Source organism: Pseudoalteromonas sp. Z1A2 (assembly GCF_011378755.1).
In the GTDB taxonomy this organism is placed as follows: Bacteria; Pseudomonadota; Gammaproteobacteria; order Enterobacterales; family Alteromonadaceae; genus Pseudoalteromonas; species Pseudoalteromonas distincta.
Genome location: NZ_WTKX01000015.1, coordinates 20,692 through 43,670 on the forward strand (window position 1 = coordinate 20,692; position 22,979 = coordinate 43,670).

The 22,979-nt window shown below is 39.8% G+C and carries 18 protein-coding genes and 1 pseudogene; 14 read left to right on the forward strand and 5 right to left on the reverse strand.

Translation table 11 applies throughout. The annotated features are described in order from the left end of the window. Nucleotides 1-5 precede the first annotated feature (5 nt). Complete coding sequence (gene metH / locus GQR47_RS11610; RefSeq protein WP_165723821.1) at nt 6-2,636, forward strand: methionine synthase; 2,631 nt, start codon at nt 6-8, stop codon at nt 2,634-2,636. 105 nt (nt 2,637-2,741) lie between these two features. Here metH and GQR47_RS11615 read toward each other — a convergent pair whose 3' ends face one another. Beyond that, nucleotides 2,742-3,296 (reverse strand): hypothetical protein, encoded by a 555-nt coding sequence (locus GQR47_RS11615; protein ID WP_139015404.1) that lies wholly within the window; start codon nt 3,294-3,296, stop codon nt 2,742-2,744. A gap of 14 nt (nt 3,297-3,310) precedes the next feature. Beyond that, the gene (locus GQR47_RS11620; protein ID WP_024596762.1) at nt 3,311-4,222 is read right to left on the reverse strand and encodes a hypothetical protein; all 912 of its coding nucleotides are present in this window, start codon (nt 4,220-4,222) and stop codon (nt 3,311-3,313) included. 179 nt (nt 4,223-4,401) lie between these two features. Between GQR47_RS11620 and GQR47_RS11625 the strand changes: the two genes are divergently transcribed. The 3 genes from GQR47_RS11625 to GQR47_RS11635 all read left to right on the forward strand — a co-directional run bounded on the left by GQR47_RS11625 (nt 4,402) and on the right by GQR47_RS11635 (nt 8,087). Next, nucleotides 4,402-5,157: a hypothetical protein gene (locus GQR47_RS11625; RefSeq protein ID WP_024596763.1), complete on the forward strand. Its 756-nt coding sequence runs from the start codon at nt 4,402-4,404 to the stop codon at nt 5,155-5,157. Nucleotides 5,158-5,331: 174 nt separating this feature from the next. After that, on the forward strand, nt 5,332-5,829 hold the full coding sequence (locus GQR47_RS11630; RefSeq protein WP_024598265.1) for a (2Fe-2S)-binding protein: 498 nt from the start codon (nt 5,332-5,334) through the stop codon (nt 5,827-5,829). Beyond that, nucleotides 5,826-8,087, forward strand: coding sequence for a molybdopterin cofactor-binding domain-containing protein (locus tag GQR47_RS11635; protein WP_154903657.1), 2,262 nt, complete (start codon nt 5,826-5,828; stop codon nt 8,085-8,087). Before GQR47_RS11630 ends, GQR47_RS11635 begins: the two co-directional genes overlap by 4 nt. A gap of 63 nt (nt 8,088-8,150) precedes the next feature. On the opposite strand, the gene GQR47_RS11640 is transcribed toward GQR47_RS11635, so the two are convergent. Beyond that, the gene (locus GQR47_RS11640; protein WP_002958133.1) at nt 8,151-8,348 is read right to left on the reverse strand and encodes a CsbD family protein; all 198 of its coding nucleotides are present in this window, start codon (nt 8,346-8,348) and stop codon (nt 8,151-8,153) included. Nucleotides 8,349-8,633: 285 nt separating this feature from the next. Here GQR47_RS11640 and hrpB point away from each other — a divergent pair, with 285 nt between their 5' ends. The 5 genes and pseudogenes from hrpB to GQR47_RS11665 all read left to right on the forward strand — a co-directional run bounded on the left by hrpB (nt 8,634) and on the right by GQR47_RS11665 (nt 14,287). Next, nucleotides 8,634-11,060 carry an ATP-dependent helicase HrpB gene (gene hrpB / locus GQR47_RS11645; RefSeq protein WP_024596003.1) on the forward strand — a complete coding sequence of 809 codons (2,427 nt, stop codon included), beginning with the start codon at nt 8,634-8,636 and terminating at the stop codon, nt 11,058-11,060. A 73-nt stretch (nt 11,061-11,133) separates the two neighbouring features. Further along, nucleotides 11,134-11,562 carry a hypothetical protein gene (locus GQR47_RS11650; RefSeq protein ID WP_024593532.1) on the forward strand — a complete coding sequence of 143 codons (429 nt, stop codon included), beginning with the start codon at nt 11,134-11,136 and terminating at the stop codon, nt 11,560-11,562. Between the two features lie 87 nt (nt 11,563-11,649). Next, a pseudogene (locus tag GQR47_RS11655) lies at nt 11,650-11,967 on the forward strand (nuclear transport factor 2 family protein); the annotation flags it as partial. Between the two features lie 15 nt (nt 11,968-11,982). Beyond that, a complete protein-coding gene (locus GQR47_RS11660) occupies nt 11,983-12,327 on the forward strand; it encodes a hypothetical protein (protein ID WP_024596005.1) in 345 nt (114 codons plus the stop codon). Between the two features lie 394 nt (nt 12,328-12,721). Continuing rightward, the gene (locus tag GQR47_RS11665) at nt 12,722-14,287 is read left to right on the forward strand and encodes a diguanylate cyclase (protein ID WP_240915887.1); all 1,566 of its coding nucleotides are present in this window, start codon (nt 12,722-12,724) and stop codon (nt 14,285-14,287) included. Nucleotides 14,288-14,336: 49 nt separating this feature from the next. On the opposite strand, the gene GQR47_RS11670 is transcribed toward GQR47_RS11665, so the two are convergent. Then, a complete protein-coding gene (locus GQR47_RS11670; protein WP_002958138.1) occupies nt 14,337-14,552 on the reverse strand; it encodes a hypothetical protein in 216 nt (71 codons plus the stop codon). A 170-nt stretch (nt 14,553-14,722) separates the two neighbouring features. On the opposite strand from GQR47_RS11670, the gene GQR47_RS11675 reads away from it, so the two are divergent. The 4 genes from GQR47_RS11675 to GQR47_RS11690 all read left to right on the forward strand — a co-directional run bounded on the left by GQR47_RS11675 (nt 14,723) and on the right by GQR47_RS11690 (nt 19,990). After that, nucleotides 14,723-16,630: a DUF1800 domain-containing protein gene (locus GQR47_RS11675; protein ID WP_024598264.1), complete on the forward strand. Its 1,908-nt coding sequence runs from the start codon at nt 14,723-14,725 to the stop codon at nt 16,628-16,630. 9 nt (nt 16,631-16,639) lie between these two features. Continuing rightward, nucleotides 16,640-17,980: a DUF1501 domain-containing protein gene (locus tag GQR47_RS11680; RefSeq protein ID WP_165723822.1), complete on the forward strand. Its 1,341-nt coding sequence runs from the start codon at nt 16,640-16,642 to the stop codon at nt 17,978-17,980. Between the two features lie 107 nt (nt 17,981-18,087). Further along, nucleotides 18,088-18,801: a DUF1499 domain-containing protein gene (locus GQR47_RS11685; protein WP_024596009.1), complete on the forward strand. Its 714-nt coding sequence runs from the start codon at nt 18,088-18,090 to the stop codon at nt 18,799-18,801. Nucleotides 18,802-18,943: 142 nt separating this feature from the next. Then, entirely contained in the window at nt 18,944-19,990 is a 1,047-nt protein-coding gene (locus GQR47_RS11690) for an NAD(P)-dependent alcohol dehydrogenase (protein ID WP_002958143.1), read from the forward strand. 75 nt (nt 19,991-20,065) lie between these two features. Here GQR47_RS11690 and GQR47_RS11695 read toward each other — a convergent pair whose 3' ends face one another. Beyond that, nucleotides 20,066-21,271 (reverse strand): MFS transporter, encoded by a 1,206-nt coding sequence (locus tag GQR47_RS11695; protein ID WP_024598262.1) that lies wholly within the window; start codon nt 21,269-21,271, stop codon nt 20,066-20,068. Between the two features lie 360 nt (nt 21,272-21,631). On the opposite strand from GQR47_RS11695, the gene GQR47_RS11700 reads away from it, so the two are divergent. Next, a complete protein-coding gene (locus GQR47_RS11700; RefSeq protein ID WP_002958145.1) occupies nt 21,632-22,930 on the forward strand; it encodes a PAS domain-containing methyl-accepting chemotaxis protein in 1,299 nt (432 codons plus the stop codon). Nucleotides 22,931-22,979: the final 49 nt, after the last annotated feature.

A 22,979-nucleotide genomic window follows, 5' to 3' on the forward strand; every position in this document is an offset into this window, starting at 1 on the left:
CCAACATGACCCAACAAATAGCAGTATTTACTAATGTCGGCGAACGTACCAATGTAACCGGTTCTGCCATGTTTAAACGTTTAATCATGGAAGAAGACTTTGAAGCCGCGCTAACAGTGGCCCGCGAACAAGTAGAAAATGGCGCACAGGTTATTGATATAAACATGGACGAAGCCATGTTGGACTCAAAAGCCGCGATGGTTAAGTTTTTAAACTTAATAGCCTCAGAGCCTGATATTTCACGCGTACCCATTATGGTCGACTCCTCTAAATGGGAAGTAATAGAAGCAGGCCTAAAGTGTATTCAAGGTAAGGCCATTGTTAACTCTATATCGCTAAAAGAGGGCGAAGAGCCGTTTATTCGCCAAGCTAAAATAATAAAACGTTTTGGTGCAGCTGCCGTTGTAATGGCGTTTGATACTGACGGGCAAGCTGATACAGCAGACCGCAAATATGAAATATGTGCCCGCAGCTACAAAATATTAGTAGAAGACATTGGTTTTCCACCAGAAGATATTATATTCGACCCTAATATATTTGCCGTAGCCACCGGTATAGAAGAGCACGACAACTACGCAGTAGAATTTATTGAAGGCACACGCCGCATTAAACAAAACTTACCGCACTGTAAAGTGTCGGGCGGGGTGTCAAATGTATCGTTTTCATTTAGGGGTAATAACCCAGTACGTGAAGCTATTCACTCGGTATTTTTATACCACGCCATAAAAGCGGGTATGGATATGGGCATTGTAAATGCAGGGCAACTCGCCGTTTACGACGACATCCCAGAAGAGCTTCGTAAAGCCGTTGAAGACGTAATACTTAACACAGACCCAGGTGCAGGCGAGCGTTTAGTAGAGCTTGCACCAAAATACTCTGGTATGGCACAAGCCGAGCGAGTAGAAGATTTAGAATGGCGCACATGGCCTGTTGAAAAACGCCTTGAGCACGCGCTTGTAAAAGGCATTACTACCTTTATAGATGAAGATACCGAAGAGTGCCGCGCTGCTGCCGATAAACCTATTCACGTAATTGAAGGGCCGTTAATGGATGGCATGAACGTGGTAGGTGATTTATTTGGCGCAGGTAAAATGTTTTTACCACAAGTGGTTAAATCGGCGCGCGTAATGAAACGAGCCGTAGCCTACCTAGACCCATTTATTGAAGCCGAAAAAGAAGAAGGTTCAACCAATGGTAAAATAGTGATGGCGACCGTAAAAGGCGACGTACACGACATAGGTAAAAATATTGTAGGCGTGGTACTACAGTGTAATAACTACGAAGTTATTGATTTAGGCGTAATGGTACCTGCCGATAAAATACTGCAAACCGCCATCGACGAAAAAGCCGATATTATTGGTTTATCGGGCTTAATTACCCCATCGCTTGACGAAATGGTGCACGTAGCAAAAGAAATGAAACGCCGTGGTTTTGAACTGCCGCTACTCATTGGTGGTGCAACTACCTCTAAAGCGCACACCGCAGTAAAAATTGAGCCGCAATATGACAAAGGCGTTGTGTATGTAAATAACGCAAGCCGTGCAGTTGGTGTGGTTTCAAACTTACTATCAAGAGACATTAAACCTGACTTTTTAGCTAAAACTAAAGCTGAATATGTAAAAGTACGCGAGCAACAAGCGCGTAAAAAACCACGCTCTAAGCCTGTTACAATCCAGCGCGCACGCGATAACGCAGCAAAGCTTGATTGGGATAACTACACACCACCAGTGCCTAAAAAGCTGGGCGTGACCGAGTTTAAAAATGTACCAATTGCTACTTTGCGTAAATACATAGATTGGACGCCATACTTTATGACGTGGTCAATTGCCGGTAAATACCCGCGCATAATGGACGATGAAGTAGTAGGCGAGCAAGCGCAAAGCTTATTTAAAGACGCTAACGATATGTTAGACGACCTTGAAAAAGCAGGCAGTTTGCAACCACTTGGTGTAATTGGTTTATTCCCGGCTAACCGCGTGGGTGATGACATAGAAATATACACCGACGAAACACGCAAAGAAGTATTAACTACTTCATGCCATTTACGCCAGCAAACCGAAAAAACCGACTTTGCTAATTATTGCCTAGCCGACTACATAGCACCAAAAGGCACGCCTGATTACTTTGGCGCGTTTGCAGTAACGGGCGGCCTAGAAGAGGACGACTTAGCAAATGCGTTTGACGCACAGCAAGACGATTACAACAAAATAATGGTTAAAGCGGTTGCCGACAGGCTCGCCGAAGCGTTTGCAGAATACCTGCACGAAAAAGTACGTAAAGAGTATTGGGGTTTTGCACCAGACGAAAACCTAGCAAACGATGAGCTAATACGCGAAAACTACCAAGGTATTCGCCCTGCGCCAGGTTACCCAGCGTGCCCAGAGCACACCGAGAAAAAGAAAATTTGGCAGTTGCTCGATACCGAAAAGCGCATTGGTATGCAGCTAACTAGCTCGTACGCCATGTGGCCAGGTGCTGCTGTTTCGGGTTGGTACTTCTCACACCCTGAGGCTAAATACTACGCAGTAGCCGCTGTGCAAAAGGATCAGGTAGAAGACTACGCTAAGCGAACCAATATGACGCTTGAAGAAGCTGAACGTTGGCTATCGCCTAACTTGGGGTATGAGCCGGAATAAAAGCGAAAAGGTTAAATAGCGAAGCGGTCAAAGGTTAAAGCGGTCAGTTTTTAGCTTTCAGCTATCAGTAAAACAAAAACGAGCCAAATTGGGCTCGTTTTTGTTTTAAAGTTTATTAGTGAGCAACTCATTTATTTTATTCGTAACATCTTTTGGAGTTGGTTTAGTCGTTTGGTGTTTTAACCAATCTATTAGCTCCACTCTGACTTTAAAGCCTTCTTTAATGCAATAGCTTTGGGAGCTTACCCAAATATCAGGTGCACCAATTGAGCCTCGGCCATACCAATTACAAATACTATAACCTTCACTCTCAATTTTATTTTCAATAATGTTAGTGTAAACGGGTATGGTAACAACCATAACTAATAAAGTTATTCCACACAGTTTGAACCACTTATTCAGTAGGCTTGGGCTAATTTCAGTGTTCTTAATTTTTAGCCAGAGTAAGCCTGTTAGCGTCCCAAACATTGGAACGCACAAAATTAAACTTGGGCTAAAGCTGCGTTCTTTAAAAATGAGGGCGTTGTTGTTTAAAGCTTCAATTACTGACGATACTTCAACCCATGCCGCAAAAGGTGAGGCTATGGTAAAAATTAAAAACAGTATAAATAAAAAAGCATGTTTAATATTTTCGCTTAAAGTTAATTTTTCAGATGTCATTAAATTATCGTAATTCATTTTAAGAAAGGTAAACCGAAAATTCGGTGCATAAATTCTATGGGGCTTTCTTCATACAAGCGTTGAGCATCATGCAATTGATTTTGTGCTCTTTGTATATTACTTTTTAAGTTTTTTTCCGCTACTCTTAAGCTTGAAGCAATTTTTTCAGATAACTCATCACTATCGATAAAAGTATAAGCAAAAAAAGTTAATGCAGTACCAATCACTATTACAGCTATCATCGGACCTACAGCAACAACAGCAGCTGTGCCTACAATAGAAGAGACAGCATACCATGCAATGCTAGATGATGTAGCGGCAATAGCAACATCAACAGAGAAACCACCTATAAAGTCGTGCCACAGCTTCTCATCATTAACTAATTGTTCTACTGTATGAAATCCTGCAGATATAAGAATGCTAACCAAAAAGCCTGTTTTAATTGATTTTTTTGCGCCGAGTTTACCTATACCAAATGATACAAGTTGTGGGTTGTTCGCTAAATAGCGAGTTCCAGTGAGGTGCCGTCTTAGACCTGGATAACCTTTGAAAATTATATAGTTTTTCCCTGAATAACTTTTTACTTTAAAAGTATCAAAAGCTTTTCCGCTTCTTTTCATTTCTGTTGCTATAGCCGTAACTGCAACTATATCCATCCCAATTGGAATAAGGCCTGAACTATTTTTTATCCAGTCTCTATAAAGTGGCCATAAGTCAGATGAAATATTATTTTTCTCAAATACAGTCTCAAACCAATTAATAATTTTACCAGGACTTTGCCCAGCAAGCTTTTTTAGGCTAACAATATAATCAACAAATTCAGATGCATTCATGTGAACTAGATTATACTGGTTTGACTTTAAGGTTGCAGATAACTGCTTTTCTTTTTGGCGGCTTCTAAGATCTTCCCTGGCGGATATTAACATTTTATTTCCCTATAAATAGTATGTACCTATAATGCATCTATATTATACAATTTGTATGTATAGTCAAAGTTTAAAGTCGGGATTTAGATTTTTAACTCAAAATTATAAATGTCTTAAACATTTAACTTTAAACGATAACACTCAAAACTTTTTATTTGTTACATATTAATAGGCTATTAATGAAGTATCTAAATTACATCTTACTTTGCATATATCTATTTTTCACATCGAACACATTTGCGCTTGAGCAGAAATATCACGAGAGTGTTTTACCTGTTATTGCTGCTTTTAAAACGCAGGATAAAACTGCGATTGCTGCGCATATTCGCTACCCTCTAAAAAGGCAATATCCATTGCCTGACATTAAAAATGAAGCTGAGTTTATTAAACGCTTTGATGAAGTGTTTGACGATGAACTTGTTGCCGTTATTGCCAGTTCAAACATTAATACTGATTGGGAGAAAGTAGGTTGGCGCGGTATTATGCTATATAACGGTGTTTTGTGGGTAGATACAGACGGCAAAATTATAACTGTAAATACTCAAAATGTTAAAGAGCAAGCATTTGCTGAACGATTAATTGAACACGATAAGCAATCTCTGCATTCAAGTGTTAATACTTTTAAAAAACTAATACTCAATTGGAAAACGGCTAACTACCATATTCGCGTTGATGATCTAGACGATGGGAATTACCGTTATGCTGTATGGAGTATTGATAAAAAAATTAGCGAAAAGCCCGACATGATTTTATTAAACGGTGATATTACCTTTGAGGGTAGTGGCGGGAATCATCACTATACGTTTAAAAATGGACGTTACAGTTATGTGTTACAAGTAACCATTATTGGTTGTGATACATCACCGCCAGGCTGGCTTGAAGTTTACAAAGACGAACAACGGGTTTTATCTGAAGATGTTATAAGCGCTATTTAATTTAGTATTAGCAACTTACTTAATAATGAGTAATGTTTTTTAGTACCAAACGTTCTAGTAATTAGTATTTTAATAAAATAGTTCTAAGTGGTAGGCTAAAAAGTAGTAAGTAAATTAAAACCGTCCACGCGCTGTAGGGAGTCGTCCTGTAAAGCGCTTTGCAAGGAGTCTAGTATGATCACCCTTACCATTAATGGTAATAAACATGAGTTTTCTGGCGACCCGTCAACGCCAGTATTATGGTACCTGCGAGATGAATTGAATTTAACGGGCCCTAAATTTGGCTGTGGTATGGCACAGTGCGGTGCGTGTACTGTGCATATTGATGGGGTAGCGCAGCGCTCATGTGTATTACCGGTATCGGCTGTAGTGGGGCGCAATATTACCTCTATTGAAGGGCTAAGCGAGCAGGGCGATCATCCAGTGCAAAAAGCGTGGGTTGAGCATAAAGTGCCGCAATGTGGATTTTGTCAGTGCGGACAAATTATGCAAGCGGCAAGCTTATTAGCAGCTAACCCCAACCCAACTGATGATGAAATAGTGAGTAATATGTCGGGCAATATTTGTCGTTGTGGTACATACCCACGTATTCATAAAGCGATTAAGTCGGCGGCTAAAACCATGGCGGGGGTTGAATATTTTGACCCTAATGAACAAGGGGAAGAGGTATGAAAAACGACAATACGTACTTTGACCTAAACCGCCGCCAATTTTTAAAAACTAGCGCAATAGGCGCATTGGTATTAGGCACATATTTTGTAGGCAGTGCGCCAAAAGCATTTGCTGGCGTGTTAGAGCAACCGTCTGAGCAAGCAAAACGTGCTAACTTATTTATAGCTCTGCGCCCCGATGGCATGGTTGAAATAACCTGCCATCGCTCTGAAATGGGTCAGCAAATTCGCACCGCGATTGCACAAATAGTTGCCGATGAAATGGAAGCCGCGTGGGATAAGGTTATTGTTATTCAGGGTAAGGGCGACCCTAAATACGGCGATCAAAATACCGATGGCTCGCGCAGTATTCGCTACAACATGAAGCGCCTGCGTGAAATGGGCGCAAGTGTGCGTTACATGATGCAGCACGCTGCCGCTAAGTATTGGAAAGTTGACCCGCAGACCTGTACAGCCAATCAACACGTTGTTACACACAGCTCAGGTAAATCGCTTACTTATAAAGATTTAATCGACTTAGCGCTTACAATAACGCCACCAGAAGCTGACAAACTAACACTTAAAACACGCAAAGAATGGCGCTACATTAATACTGGCATGGCGCACATAGATTTAGCCGATTTAGTAACAGGTAAAGCAATATTTGCAGCCGATGTACGCGAACCACAAGCGCTAGTGGCTATAATTGAACGCCCGCCGGTAGTAGGCGGTGTTGTTAAGTCATTTGATGCCAGTGCTACAAAAGCGATAAACGGCGTTGTAGATGTTATTGAAATTCCTGCACCAAAAGGCGCACCGCAGTTTCAGCCAAAAGGCGGTATTGCGATTATAGCTAAAAACACATGGGCTGCATGGCAAGGGCGTAAAGCATTAAAAGTCGTATGGGATGATGGCAAAAATGGCGATTACAATTCAGAAGAATTTAAAAAGTCATTACTAAAAACAGTACAAACTCCACAGGCAAACATACGTGATAAAGGCGATGCCATGGGCGTGTTGGCTAAATCGAGCAATAAACTCGTAGCTGATTATTACGCGCCGCATCTTGCTCAAGCACCAATGGAGCCGCCGTGTGCAACAGCTATGTACAACAAAGATAGTGTTGATATATGGGCTGCTACGCAAAATCCACAAGCCGATATGAAAACAGTGGCTGCAATGCTTGGCATGGATGAGAGCAAAATTAATGTTCACGTTACTATGCTCGGCGGCGGCTTTGGGCGTAAGTCAAAACCTGACTTTTCAGCAGAAGCAGCTTACCTTTCAATGAAAGTAGGCAAACCTATTCGTGTGCAGTGGACGCGTGAAGACGACATACAACATGGCTTTTACCATGCAGTTTCAGCTCAGCACATTGAAGCATCGCTAGATAAAAATGGCGCTATAGAATCTTATTTACACCGCACCGCGTTTACACCCATAGCATCTACTTTTAAAGATGGTGCAGCCACTCCTATGAGCGGTGAACTGCGCTTAGGGTTTACCGATAACCCAATTAACACACCTAACATGAAGTTAGAAAACGGTGATGCGCAAGCCAAAGCACGAATTGGTTGGATGCGCTCTGTATCAAATATTTTTCATGCCTTTGCTATTCAGTCATTTATTGGCGAAGCGGCGCACAAAGCCGGTCGCGACCAAAAAGACTATTTACTAGACACCATAGGTCCGAGTCGCATTGTTGATGTAACTGAGCAAAATGCCACATACGATAATTACGGTGGCGATAAAGAGGTTTACCCTTTAGATATTGGCAGACTGCGCCATGTTATTGAAAAAGTAGCTGACATGAGTAAATGGGGGCGAGAACTTCCTAAAGGGCGAGGTTTAGGCATAGCAGCACACAGAAGCTTTTTAACTTACGTAGCTACGGTAGTTGAAGTAGAGGTGTCGGATGCTGGCGATTTAAACGTAATTAAATCGTGGGTTGCCATTGATGCGGGTACGGTTGTAAACACCGACACCGTTAAAAACCAAACCCAAGGTGGCTCTATTTACGGAATTACAACTGCAATCAGCGATGGTATTACCTTTGATAAAGGGCGCGTACAGCAAAGTAACTTTCATGATTATCGCGTACCGCGTATGAGCGATTCACCTCTTGAGATTGACGTTGAAATTGTACAAAGCGATGCACCACCAGCAGGGGTAGGAGAGCCATCTACACCAGTTTATGCGCCAGCATTATGTAATGCTATTTTTGCAGCGTGTGGAAAGCGTATTAGGCAGTTACCAATAGGTGACCAGCTAAAAGCGTAACTAAATAACCTACAGCTTAAACAAAAAAACCGCCAAAATGGCGGTTTTTTTAGAAGTTAGCGATTAGTGAGTTTTTTCAAACTCATCAACTTCACGCTCTGCTTCTTCTTTAGATTTACCATACTGCTGCTGGATTTTACCCACTAGCTCTGTACGGCTACCTTCAATTTTATCTAAATCGTCGTCAGTAAGATCGCCCCATTTTTGCTGAGCCTTACCTTTAAGTTCGTTCCAATTACCTTTCATACGATCGCTGTTCATAAGTTTCTCCTTACTTAGATTTAATTAACGTTCAGTATAAAAGGAGCAAGGCGTATACCAATAAGTTAAATTTTTATTTTGCATTTATAATCATGGTGTTATGTTTTTATTGGGGCAGTAATAATTAATTTTTTGAGCACATCCTTAAAAAATGTACAGAGCGGTCTGTAATTATTTCTGATTATGTAACCCTTAATTAAATCCTTTATAACCACATAGCTTTAGCGGCGCGTTTATTTTTGGTTTTTGTTACAATGCACACAAAGCAATTTTGGGTAAATAGCTGTGCTGCCGGTTCAAGACATATATCAACAACTCGTTACTACATTACAAAGTAATCCTATTACGTTATTACAAGCACCGCCTGGTGCGGGTAAATCTACGTGGTTGCCGCTACAACTAATGCGTGACGGGCATTTTAAACGTATTGTAATGCTAGAGCCTCGCCGTTTAGCTGCACGTAATATTGCAAGTTACTTAGCAAAGTGCCAAAACGAGAGTGTTGGGCAAAGTGTGGGTTTGCGGATTAGGGGCGAGAGTAAAGCAAGCGCTAATACGCGCCTCGAAATAGTCACCGAAGGCATGTTAACGCGCATGTTGCAAAACGACCCCGAATTAAGCGATATTGATTTACTGATATTTGATGAATTTCATGAGCGTTCAATTGCAGCCGATACCTCACTTGCCTTTGCGCTCGAGACCCAAAGTGCGCTGCGTGAAGATTTAACCATTATGCTTATGTCGGCAACTCTTGATACTGAGCGTTATACAGCGTTTTTTGACTGCCCTGTAATTCAATCAAGCGGTCGCAGCTACCCAATAGACGAAATATACATACCCATAAAAGATGAAAGCCGCTGGCTTGATGCAATTCCTAACATAATAAAACAAGCACTTAATGAGCAAACAGGCAGCGCATTGGTATTTTTACCTGGGCAATTTGAAATACTACGCGTGCAACAAGCACTGAGCGATTTACCCAGTAACTGCCAAGTTGCAACACTATTTGGCGAGCAAGATAAAGCCAATCAGCAAACTGCTATTGCTCCTGCACCAAACGGCATGCGCAAAGTAGTGCTTACCACCAATGTAGCCGAAACCAGTTTAACTATTGAAGGCATACGCATTGTAATTGACAGCGGCAAGCGCCGTGCAGCGACCTTTAATTTAAAAACAGGAGTTACAGAGCTCACAACACAAAGCATATCGCGCTCGTCTGCTGTGCAGCGTGCAGGGCGTGCAGGACGAATAGAGCCGGGCATTGTTTATCGAATTGGCTCAAAGCAAACCTTCGAGCGACGTAATAGTCACGACAATCCCGAAATACTCACATCAGACATAAGCCAGCTTATGCTTGAGGCAAAGCAGTGGGGAGCCAGTATTGATGAGCTAACCTTGCTCGATAAGCCCACTGAACAACAATGTGAGCAAGCAAGTAACCTGCTTAACATGCTAGAAGCTATTGATAGCAAAGGTAAGCTCACACCGCTTGGCAGTAAAATGTTAGGTTTTGGTGCTGATATTCGTTTGGCGCATATGCTATTAAAAGCACAAATACTTGATGACCAACTCCCTGGTATTTTTAGGCTCGCTATTTATTTAGTGGCATTACTTGAGAGCCGAGTAAATAGTGCAAACGAGTTGAGCTTAGCGCTGCATAGCCAGCAGCAACGTCCGCATCCGGTATTTAAACAACAGTTAAAATATTGGCAAAGCCGCTTAAAAGTAAAAGACGAAAACAGCGAATTAAATACGCATTATATAAGTTTGCTGGTGGCATTGGCATACCCCGATCGCATCGCTAAAAAACGTGGTAATGGTTATTTACTTGCCAATGGTGCTGGTGCTGAGTTAAATGCCGATTACTGGCACAACGACGATTACTTAGCTATAGCAACCATGGGCGGGCACAAAGGTGGGCGTATATTTGCAGCCACCGCGCTTAACCCATTTGAGTTACAAGAATTTTTACCGCATTTATTTAGTGAACTTACTCGTTGTGAGTTTGATGAAAAATCAGCGCGCTTTATTCACCAAGATGAAGTAAAGCTCGGGGCTATAACGCTCAGCAGCCAGCCTAGTAAACAAAAACTAGATAAGAGCGAGCGTGCTAAAGCGTGGCTTAACTTATTTGCTAAACACGGTTTTGCATTATTTAACGAGCAACCTGATGCGCAACAATTGCTGATACGTATGAGCCTAGCAAGTAATTTAATGCCCGATAAATTCCCGCAAATAAACGAGCAACAACTTATTCAAAATGCAGCGCAGTGGCTAGGCGTGTTTTTAGAAGATATTAAAACGCTCACGCAGCTTAAAAAGTTTAACTACTTTGAAGCATTACAAAACTGCTTTGATTGGCAACAACAAACCACGTTAAAAGCTTTGTTACCTTTGCGCTTAACGGTGCCCAGTGGCTCAAATGTAAAAATAGAATACCAACTTGATGGCCCCGCAAAGCTAAGCGTGCGTATGCAAGAAGTTTACGGCTTGACCAGTACGCCTATGCTTGCCAACGGTAGATTGCCATTGCTTATGGAGCTGCTATCGCCAGGTAAACGTTCATTGCAACTTACTCAAGATTTAGCCCACTTTTGGGCTAGCAGTTACCGCGATGTGCAAAAGGAAATGAAAGGCCGCTACCCTAAACATTTTTGGCCAGACGACCCAGCCAACAGCGTTGCAACAAATAGAGTAAAGAGCAAAATGTAATTTGCCGTATTTTATAACTTTATTTACTTTAAATAGTGTGTTTTTATATTAAAAACAATAAGGAATGTTAAAAATGAAAATTATATTTGCTGCTTTACTTTTACTCTCATCGGGTGTCAGTGCTAACAATTACCAAGAAGAAGTTGATAAATTTTTTGAATTGTACTCTGATGAAAAAATAAGCGATGCTGTTGATTCCATTTACGCAAGTAATAAATATGTATCGTCGATACCTGACCAGGTAAAACAGATAAAAACACAGCTATCCTCACTTGATGATCTTGTTGGTGAAATTAATTTCATTAATAAGGTTTCTGATTATAAAGTTGGGGAGCTTTTTGTTCATGTAACCTACCTAGTAACCTACGATAGGCAGCCTATTCGTTTTGAATTTCAATTTTTTAAAGTGAAAGAAGGTTGGAGAATTTATTCAATGTCTTTTGATGACAATATCGATGAAGATATAAAAGAACTAGCAAGAAAAGCTGCGCTAAAAAATTAATGTATTAATAAATTTAGTCGTTTTAGTAAAAATACTTCTTTAGAAAGAATCGTTATGAAGTGCAAGCTAAGCTTTCTATTAATTATATTTCTTAGCCTTTTAGCCCGTGCCGATGATATTGGCAATCAGCATATTCCGTATCAACCGGATGACTCACGTACTCCTGATGGCAAAGAGCAGATGCGCAAAGGTATGAGTTTTTACTTAGGTGCGCACACGTTGTTTGAAAGCACACTGCTTAATACATTTGTGTTTAACAATACAGGCTTTGCTATTCGTTATAAGAGTCATGCAAAGGGCATTCACCCACAAAGTAAGCAGCCAATAGAATACACCTCCACAATGATGGAAGTAATAGAAGTTGAAAACGGTAAAGTGGCGATGATCCGCAAGTATCACGAATAACAAATAAGGATATATATGAAACATTTACTTATCGCACTATCAATATTAATGCTTAGTGCATGCGCTAGTACAAAAAGTGATTTTAGATTTGATGGTTCTACACCTGAGTCAACTCAGGCCGGAGTTAATAAAGTTTTAAAGACATTAAAATCTCAAGATGTAATGCGCTTTATAGGCGCCTTAATTACAATTCAATTTTCTGATGTGCAAAGCGCAGAAGATGTTTTAGGCGACCCAACCATGATGAATGAAATGAATTATTTTATTATTGGTAAAAAAATTGATGGCTTAAATTATTATGAAGTACTGGATCTTGCGAGTACATCTTCATCGAAAGTGGAAGTTTCGGTAGCGAAATAGTTTCAGCTTTTTGCATTACATTAAATGTGTAATACCAATTCGCAATAATACTTAATCATTTTGCGGGGCTAGACGTCTCGCTACCTGCGTTAAAAAATTCTCATTTAGAACAACTAAATAGCTAATTTTTTGCCTAGCTATCAACACGTTTTTCCGCCCTCACAATAGACTACTTAATTAAGCGAATTGGTATAATTTTATGTCTATATTAAATATATTATTGAAAGTGCTAACGTTTTAACGCTATAAAACTTAATAGTAAGCTTTGTTTATACCTGCTCATGAATTTATACTACGCTTTAGTAAGAAGCTAATTATTATAATTTAGATGAAGAAGTCTAAAACATAAAACGTAAGCTACTTTGACTTAATTCTACACGATTAGATAGAGACTATGACATTAAGATTTTTTGTAATAATAGGTACTTTGATTTTAATGTGCTTTGTAACAGGTTTATTAGTTGGGTACCGCTATTTTTTTAGCCTGCCGACTATAAACACTAGTATTGAAGATTATCAAAATCGTGAATTGCTGAGTCTTAAAATTGCGCTTGATAGAGAGTTTATATTTTTAGAAACACTCAATTATGACTACGCCGTATGGGATGACACCTATGATTATATGGCTGATTTTGACGCAGAATATGTAGATTCAAACTTTGTAGGGGATACCTTCTATTCTCTCAAAATTGATGGTGTGTTTATCTACGATGTAAACTTTAATATGGTTTACGGACAAGCGTATGATTATATGAAGCATACGGAGTTTGATGCGCCTGATTTAGATTTACAGGTTAATAAATTAAACCGCGCAATTATTCCTAATCCAAAAGCCTCTGAAGACGACAACAGTTTAAGCCATTCTGGTTTTTTACAAACAGCGGGCGGCCCTATCATGTTTGCATCGCATGTAATAAAGCGAACAGATAAAACAGGTGAGCCTGTTGGTAGTATTGTTTTTATAAAAAAAGTAAGACCGTCGTTGATCAAATCCTTAGCGGAAATTGCACAAGTGGAGCTTAGCTATTCACAAATAGAACACGGTAGTTCTTTAAACGATATTGCGACGCTTAAAGGGAGCCTCCAAGAAGAGGACATTGCCACTCAAAGGAAGAGGGTGATTCTAGATGTAAATGGTAAGCCATTGCTTGCTTTGAACATTAAGCACCATCACCAAACACTGCCAGTTTTATTTGATCATTATTTAAAGCTAATTTTGTTAATGTTTTTTGCAATGTCATTATTAGGTTTTTATATTGTAAATCGTTATTTTATTGAACCGCTTATTAGTGGTGCGTCCGCTATTAATTCAATGTTGGTTAAAAACGATTTACAGCCTTTGAGGTTCACTAATCAATTTTTAGAAATGCGCGTTTTAATTAGCGGTTTTAATGCGTTAATTAAACAAGTAAAAGAGCAAAATTCTAAGCTCGAAAAAATAAGTAAAATTGATGGGTTAACCCAAATTTACAACAGGCGTGCCTTTGATGAAATTATAGCGGCTCAGTGGAAGCAGGCTCAACAGCAACAAAATGCCTTTGGAGTAATATTACTTGACGTAGATCACTTTAAAAATTATAACGATTTTTATGGTCACCAAGGCGGAGACAACGCTTTACAGCTCCTAGCTGGTAAATTACAACAAATGGCAAAGCAAAACACAGGAACAGTTGCGCGCTATGGCGGCGAAGAGTTCATATTATTCTTTAAAGAGCTTTCTTATGAAGAGTTTGTAGATATATCTCAGCAATTGCTTTTGGCGGTTCGGGAGTTAAATTTACCTCATGAAGCGTCGCCTATACGTAAATATTTAACAATTAGTGCTGGGTGTGTATTTGCTACAAAAGAAACCTTAAGTGGTAATAATGTGTCTATCCAATCACTAATTAAAGAAGCCGACATAATGCTCTACGAAGCGAAAAACTCAGGTAGAGATAAAACATCAATCAAATCTGTATAATTTAAGTCAATTATTAAAGATGCATCAGCTGTTTTTTATTATAAAACGCTTAAACCTCTTTCCCGCCATGGCTCTGTGCTAGGTCATCAAGTTCGGCGCAAGTGTAATCAAAACCACTTTCGTCGTATTCGTATGTCACTTTTACACTATCGCCGCCATTAAAAAGTCGTGTTTTTACATCGTTAACCGGCCAGTCTTTGAGCTCGTGTAAAAATCGGTTAGCAACTTGTGATGATTCAAAACAATAGCGAATTTCTGTTTTCATAAATAATAAAGCTCTGGCTGTTTACCCCAGCTGCTAGCGCATTATTAATGGGGCGTTCATGATTCGGTTACAAAAAATAAAGAGTTAAATTGTAAATTTTGTGTTTCAATAAATGCATTAAACTCGGTACACACTAACGTACTTTAATTAACAAATGATGACGACTTTACATGCATTATAAATTTGCTCTTATCGCAAGCTCGGTTTTTATACTAAGCGCTTGCGGTAGTTCAGGCTCCGATGATACGCCAAGCGTTAACGGAAATAAAATCCCCATTTTGTCAGTCGCTGATATTCCTAGTGAATTAAGTAAAGGCCAAACAATTGAGCTAACAGCAACAGCCAGTGATAAAGACGGCACTATTACATCTGTTGTGTGGCAACAAACGCAAGGGCCTGAACTAATTAGTGGGCCTTTAAAGGCAACAACTACTTCAGTAACACTGCTAAATGCGCAAAGTTATAAGCCTGTTGATTATGCTTTTTCGGTAACAGCAACCGATAACGAAGGGGCAAGCAGTGTAAAAACGCTAAGCTTTACTGCACGTAATAATATGGATGACATTAGCGCCGCACGGTTACTACACCAAGCAACAATGGGACCTAAGCTTAGTGAAATACAAAACGCACAAGGTTTAAGCGAGCAGCAATGGCTTGATAAACAAATAGCGCTACCTATTAATTATCACCGTGATTATTTAGTAAAGTTAAATGACGATGATGACTTTAAATACATAAGCCGCATAGACGCATGGTGGAAGGCAGTAATGCAAAGTGACGATCAACTTCGTCAACGTGTTGCATTTGCGTTAAGTGAAATATTAGTAGTGTCGGATGAAAACAGTGCCTTAAGAGGCCAACCTGAGGGCATGATCACTTATTACGATTTGCTACTAAAGCATGCCTTTGGTAATTATCGTGACTTACTCGAAGATGTCACGCTTTCGCCTATTATGGGAACTTACTTAAGCCATTTGGGTAACGAAAAAGCAGACGATGCACTTAATATTCGCCCAGATGAAAATTACGCACGTGAAGTAATGCAGTTATTTACTATTGGCCTTGAAGAGCTAAATCTAGATGGCAGCGCCAAGCTTGATGCACAAGGTAATACTATTGCTACTTACGGACAGGTCGAAATAGAGGGTTTTGCACGCGTATTTACTGGTTGGACGTTTGCCGATAGTGAAACATTTAAGCGTAAAAGTCGTGACTATATTAAACCAATGGAAGCATTTGACGAGTACCATTCTAGTAAACAAAAAACCTTACTAAATGGCGAGGTTATACCACAAGGTTATACAGCAGAAGAGTCATTGCAAATAGCGCTCGATAATTTATTTAACCATCAAAATGTTGCGCCATATATTACTAAGCAACTTATTCAGCGATTAATTACGTCAAATCCAACCCCCCAATACGTTGAACGAGTAGCTAATGTATTTATTGATAATGGCGCCGGTGTACGCGGCGATTTAGCGGCTGTAGTAAAGGCTATATATTTAGATGATGAAGCACGGCATTTTGGCTCAGTGCTTAACTATCAAGGTAAAATTAAAGAGCCTATTTTAAAAACCGTACAGTTTTGGCGAAATCTCGATGCTAAATCTTTGGCTGGTTACTATAAAACATGGAATTTAATAAATAGCTACGGGCAAGGACCCATGCAGTCGGCTTCGGTATTTAACTTTTTTAGGCCTGATTATCAAACCGCAGCTTTGCGAAATGAAGGTATTGTTGCGCCAGAGTTACAAATAGCAAACGATGCGACACTGATTGGCACCATGAACGCGCTTTACGCAAGTTTAGTGTGGAGTACCGCTGAAGCACACAGTGATTTAAATTCAAATGGTATTTATGTTTATATTCAAGACGACATGAATGTTTTAGAGAAAAACGGTGTTAGCGCGCTATTAACTCAGTACAACACGTTATATTTTGCAGGCGCAATGAGCAGTGGCACACGCCAAGCATTACTTGATTTAGATGCCTACTTTAATGAAGAGCAATACCGTGAACGGGTTTCGTATTTATTATATATGATTGCTATTTCACCTGAATTTAACGTGCAGTATTAGGAGCGCATAATGAGCATTAATAGAAGAGAGTTTTTGTCGTTATGTGTAAAAGGCAGCGTATCGGCTGCCGCGTTAACGAGCCTGCAATTACAAGCATTAACTGGAGCGACTAATGCCGTTGAGCTAGGTGATTATAAAGCATTAGTGTGTGTGTATTTATACGGGGGGAATGATTCGTTAAATATGCTCGTTCCGCTTGAAGGCGAGCAACGGAGTTTGTACAAGCAAAGCAGGCAAAACCTAGCGGTAGAGAGCCCACTTGAGCTAAGCATTAAAAGCCAGTTTGCAGGTGGCGTAGGTATTCATCCTTCACTTGAACCGATACAAAATGTGTTTGAATCTCAAAATTTAGCATTTATAGGCGGGGTAGGTACTTTACTCGCTCCCACAACATTGAATGACTATAAAAATAAAACAATAGGTTTGCCTAAGCATTTGTTTTCGCATAACGATCAGCAAGCTGCGTGGATGTATGGTCGAGAAAAACAATCACTTAATAGCGGGTGGGGCGCACGACTTTTAGAGCGTTTAGAGTTACAAGATGAGTTTGCAGCTAATGTATCACTCGACGGTACTAATTTATGGCAAACGGGAAGTGCTAGCAATGCATTTGCGCTTAACAAAAGCGGCATTAGTAGTATTAACGCGTTTGGAGGGTATCAACCTCGTAGCGAGCACGTAACCGCTATTATGAACCGCTTACTAGGCAATACGAGCCATCCGTTAAGTACAGCTTATGCCAATGGCTTAACAAGTGCGATAAATAACACTCAAGCAATGAACAGCGCGTTAGAAAGCGCGCCTGCACTTATTACCCCATTTAGCGATAATAGCCTTAGTGAGCAATTTGCCGCAGTCGCTAAAACAATTAGCGTACAGGCAAAGTTGAGTACTCAACGCCAAGTGTTTTTTGTTTCTATGGGGGGGTATGATACCCACGACAACCAATTAACAACGCACCCTGCTTTATTAAATACGTTAGCTCAAGGGTTAAGTGAATTTGATAGTGCGATGAAAGAGCTTGATATGGCTGATAAAGTGACTACGTTTACTATGTCTGATTTTGGTCGCACGTTGACCTCAAATGGCGATGGCACTGACCATGGTTGGGCAGGGAACCAAATAGTAATGGGCGGCGCAGTAAAAGGCGGCAATATATATGGCGAGCTATTAACTCAACATTTGGATGGGCCACAAGATACCGGTGGCGGGCGTTTAATTCCTAGTGTTGCTAATGAGCAGTACTTTGCCACATTGGCTCAGTGGTTTGGTGTGCCAAGCTCTGAGCTTGTTGATATTTTTCCAAACTTGAGTAACTTTGATCACACAACATTGGACTTTTTTGTGTAATTAGTCGCTAATAGTAATCTAAAAGCGCTTGTTAGTAGTATAAGCTACTGTTTAATAGTGCTTAATTGTTTTAATAATAAAAAATCACACAATATAGGAATCATAAAATGAAAGTTTTAGTGAGCTTAGTTAGTCTAATCGCCTTTTTACTCGTCATACTGCCGGGGCCTTTGTATAAATTTGGTATTGTAGAGCTAGGAACTGCGTTTGCTGGTTTTAAATTTGGTGTTTACGCTGGTGGCGCTGCATTGGTGCTACTTATAGTACAAGCGTTATTTATGCGTAAAACGTTAACGCTAAGCAGTGGTGTTATTGCGCTTGTGTTTTCGGTTGTGGCTATTGCTATGCCACTTAACATGATGAACAAAGCTAAAAGCGTACCGGCAATTCATGATATTTCAACAGATTTAGTTAACCCACCAAAATTTGTAGCAATTGCGCCACTTCGTGCTGAAGCACCAAATCCAGTAGAGTACGCGGGTGAAGAAACGGCAGTACAACAACGCAAAGCATACCCTGAACTGGCAACGTTAAGCTTTGCACAATCTAAAGCCGATTTGATGGCAGCAAGCGAACAAGCAGTTAAAAATCTTGGCTTTGCAGTGGTAAGTGCAAATACGGCTACAGGTATTGTAGAAGCTACTGATACAACCACATGGTTTGGTTTTAAAGACGATGTGGTAATTCGTATTAAAGATGAAGGCAGCCAGCGTTTTGTTGATATTCGTAGTAAATCGCGAGTAGGGCGTAGTGATTTAGGAAAAAATGCAGAGCGCATTCATTCAATTATTAATGAACTAAACAGCTTACTTGCAAAATAATTAAATTTAGCGCCCTAGTACTAACGATTGAGCCCAAACACTGTTTGGGCTTTTTTGTGCCTATTTTATATTGTCAGGTTCTATTCACGGGCTATGGACTATGCTGTTGATGATTTAAATTTTTAACCACTATGGAGTTATTATGAAAACAGTAGGATATGCAGCAAAAAGCCAAGGTTCTGAATTGACAGAGTTTTCTTTTGAGCGCCGCGATTTGCGAAATAACGATGTAGAAATTGAAATTTTATACTGTGGTGTGTGCCATTCAGATTTACACGCCGTACGAAATGATTGGGGTGGCAGTGACTACCCGCTAGTACCTGGGCACGAAATTGTTGGTAAAGTTATGTCGGTAGGTAGCGACGTTAAAAAATATAAGCAAGGCGACACAGTTGCTGTGGGTTGTATGGTTGATTCGTGCCAAAGTTGCGATCAATGTGATAACGACGAAGAGCAATTTTGCCGCGAAGGCATGGTTGGTACGTACGCAGGCAAAGACCGCGTTAGTGGTGAAATGACCCAAGGTGGATATTCTAAGCATGTTGTTGTACGCGAAGAATTTGTACTTTCTGTACCAGAAAATTTAGACCTTTCACGCGTTGCACCGCTACTTTGTGCAGGTATTACTACGTATTCGCCACTTCATAAGTGGGGCGTAAAAAAAGGTAGCCGTGTTGGTGTTGTTGGTCTAGGTGGTCTTGGTCACATGGCCGTTAAAAATGCAGTTGCAATGGGTGCAAGCGTTACGGTAATTGGCCGTAGTGAGTCTAAAAAAGATGATGCGGTTAAATTAGGCGCTCAGCACTATTTAGTGTCATCTAATGATGACGAAATGAAAGACTCGCAATCTGCCTTTGACGTCATTATAGATACAGTCCCTGTAAAACATGATTTATCTATTTACACACCGCTACTTGATGTAGATGGTACATTAGTTATTGTTGGCCAAGTTGGTCCAGTGGATGAGCTAAGCACGGTGCCATTATTAATGGGTCGCCGTCGTATTGCAGGCTCACTTATTGGTGGTATTGCACAGACGCAACAAATGCTCGACTTTTGTGGTGAAAATAACGTGCTACCTGAGTGCGAAATGATCAACATTGACGAAATTAACACGGCATACGAGCGTATGGAAAAGTCAGACGTACGATACCGCTTTGTTATTGATATGGCATCGTTAAACGCTTAATTTACTAGGTAAATTAAAAATAAAAGAGCCGCTAATTAGCGGCTCTTTTTGTATTTTAAATTAACTCGAACTCAGTTAATTAGTAGCTTGCGCTGTTGGTTGCTGTTTGTTTAGTTGTAAGTAACTTAATAGCCACATACCCAAACCACCTAAAAACAATGCAGCTGCTACGTAACCTGTTTGATTAGGTGCAGCACCTTGCGCTATTGCTATTCCGCCAACCCAAGGACCTATAGCATTGGCAGTATTAAATGCGCACTGTACTAAGGCACCAATCATAGCGTGGCCTTCGGGCGCAACGTCCATTAAAAGCGTTTGAATCAGCGTAGCCAAGCCCACACTGCAACCAATAAAGAAGATCACCGCGTAAAGAGCCCAAATATTATGGCTTGCCGTTACATATGCAAAGGCAAATACAATAGTACATACAAGCGCAAGGCCAGTCGTTTTAATTGCTGATTTATCGGCAGCTTTACCCAGTACATAGTTACCGAGTGTACAACCGATACCAAACATTACCATTGCGATAGAAATAGTATACGGAGCTGTTTTTGTTACCACTAATATGGTGTCGGCAATGTAAGTATAAATACAAAACACTCCGCCAAAGCCAATAATTACAATACCCAAAATGGACCAAACCAGTTTATTTTTAAGTACGCCAAACTCGTTTAGTAAGTTAGAAGGCTTAGCGTTATCGATACTAGGCACTACTTTATAAACAAAAACAAAAGCAATAAAGGCCAGTACTGCAGCGCCAGCTAAACAATAACGCCAACTTAAATTTTGACCTACAAGTGTAACTATAGGCACGCCAACAATAGTAGCCACAGTTAAACCCATAAACACCTTAGACATAAAGCTTGCACGCTTACCTTTTGGGGCAATATCTGATGCTAATAAAATAGCAGCACCAAAATATGCACCATGAGGTAAGCCACTTAAAAATCTAAATATTACAAGCTGCTCAAGCGACGTTGCCATCGCGCTTAACCCGTTTGAGATAAACATTAAGCTTATAAAAATGAGCAATGCTTTGCGCTTTCTCATATTAGCAGTAGTGAGCATTAAAATAGGGGCGCCAACTACAACACCAATGGCGTAAGCACTAATTGCGTAACCACTTTGTGAGGGCGTTGAGCCAAATGTTTCGCTAATTAGTGGCAGCATAGGCATCATCGAAAACTCAGATAATCCTAAAATAAATGTGCCAAGTGCTAATACGAGTAAAATAGCGGTTCTGTTAAGTTGACTAGATGCCGACGTTACATCTGATGTCATAGATGATCCCTTAAGATTTAATTTTAAAAGTGAAACAGCACAATAAATTCTGAATAGAAAATATTATATGTATGCTTAAATTTTGGTGTGAGAGGGTAGTCTGTGAGAGTGCTATTTTAAGTTAAAAAAAGTACAGAGTCATGCATAAATTAGTGTTTTTGTTAGGTTTTTGAAATGTTAATTAGAAGAAAATACTACTTAAAATTTATAAAATAAAAAAACTATTTATAAAGCATGCATCTATAAGGTGTTAAATATTCGCCGAAAGGTTATTTAGAGCTTATATTTACAGTATAGTTACATATTTGTTTAACGTTATTCTGCTAATGTTTTTACTAATTTACTCCTTAAGGTTTTTATATGTTTGGTATTTCTAAAAGAAACGCAAAAATTGAAGAAATGGAGCTTCAATTAATTCAAAAACAGTCTATCTTGTCGGCAATTAACAAGCATGTGGCTTATATAGAGTTTACACCTGAAGGAATAATATTAGACGCAAATCAGTTATTTCTAGCTACTGTTGGTTACAACAAAGAGCAAATAATTGGCAAACATCATCGCATGTTTTGCGAACCTGAATATGCAAAGTCAGACGAATATAGCCAATTTTGGCAAGCATTAAAAACCGGAGATTCTAAATCAGGATCGTTTTTAAGATACAAAGCTAATGGCGATAAGCTTTGGCTTGAGGCAACTTACTTTCCTGTAGAAGAGCATGGCGTAGTCACTAAAGTGATTAAAATAGCCTCTGATATTACGACTAGTTACATACAACGAAAGGCACAAGAAGCGATAGCTAGTGCACTCGATAAAGCATTGGCTACAATAGAGTTTACCCCACAAGGTAATATTTTAAGCGCAAATCAAAACTTTTTAGCGACAGTAGGCTACAGCTTAAAAGATATTGTAGGTAAACATCATAAAATGTTTTGTACTGAAGTGTTTTATGAGAAAAACCCACACTTTTGGAATGAATTAGCGCAGGGGCAGTTTAAGTCAGGAAAATTTAAACGTATTGCCGCCGACGGCTCAGAAATTTGGCTAGAAGCTACTTATAACCCAATATTAGATAGCAAAGGTAATGTAATTAAAATAATTAAGTTTGCATCAAATATTACTGATCGTATACACAATAATAATGCAGTGACTGAAGCCGCTGCAATCGCGTATGAATCGGCGGTAGCTACAGCGCAAACCGCTAAAAAAGGTTCTGAGATACTACAAAGTTCTGTTGCAAACTCAGATGCCATTGTAAGCCAAGTTCTTAAGTCAGTTGATTTAATTAAAAATCTTAATGAACAATCAGCTGTAATAGGCTCCATTGTTTCTACAATCAGCAGCATTGCTGATCAAACTAATTTACTTGCACTCAATGCTGCTATTGAAGCTGCACGTGCTGGTGAATACGGTCGAGGTTTTGCTGTAGTAGCTGACGAAGTAAGGCAACTTGCAGCCAGTACGAGTAGTTCAACTAATGAAATAGCGACCGTTGTTAAAAATAACCAAGAGCTCACTAATGATATATCAAGGCAAATTACGTCGGTTTCAGACTCTTCAGAGCAAGGCCGAGAGCTTATTGCGAATGTATCTGAGGTTATTAAAGAGATTGAGCGAGGGGCTGATATTGTTTCTCAAACAGTCGCTGAGTTAAATACTTAATTTATTATATGACCTTTTAGATTAAACACGCCTAACAACATTCAAAATT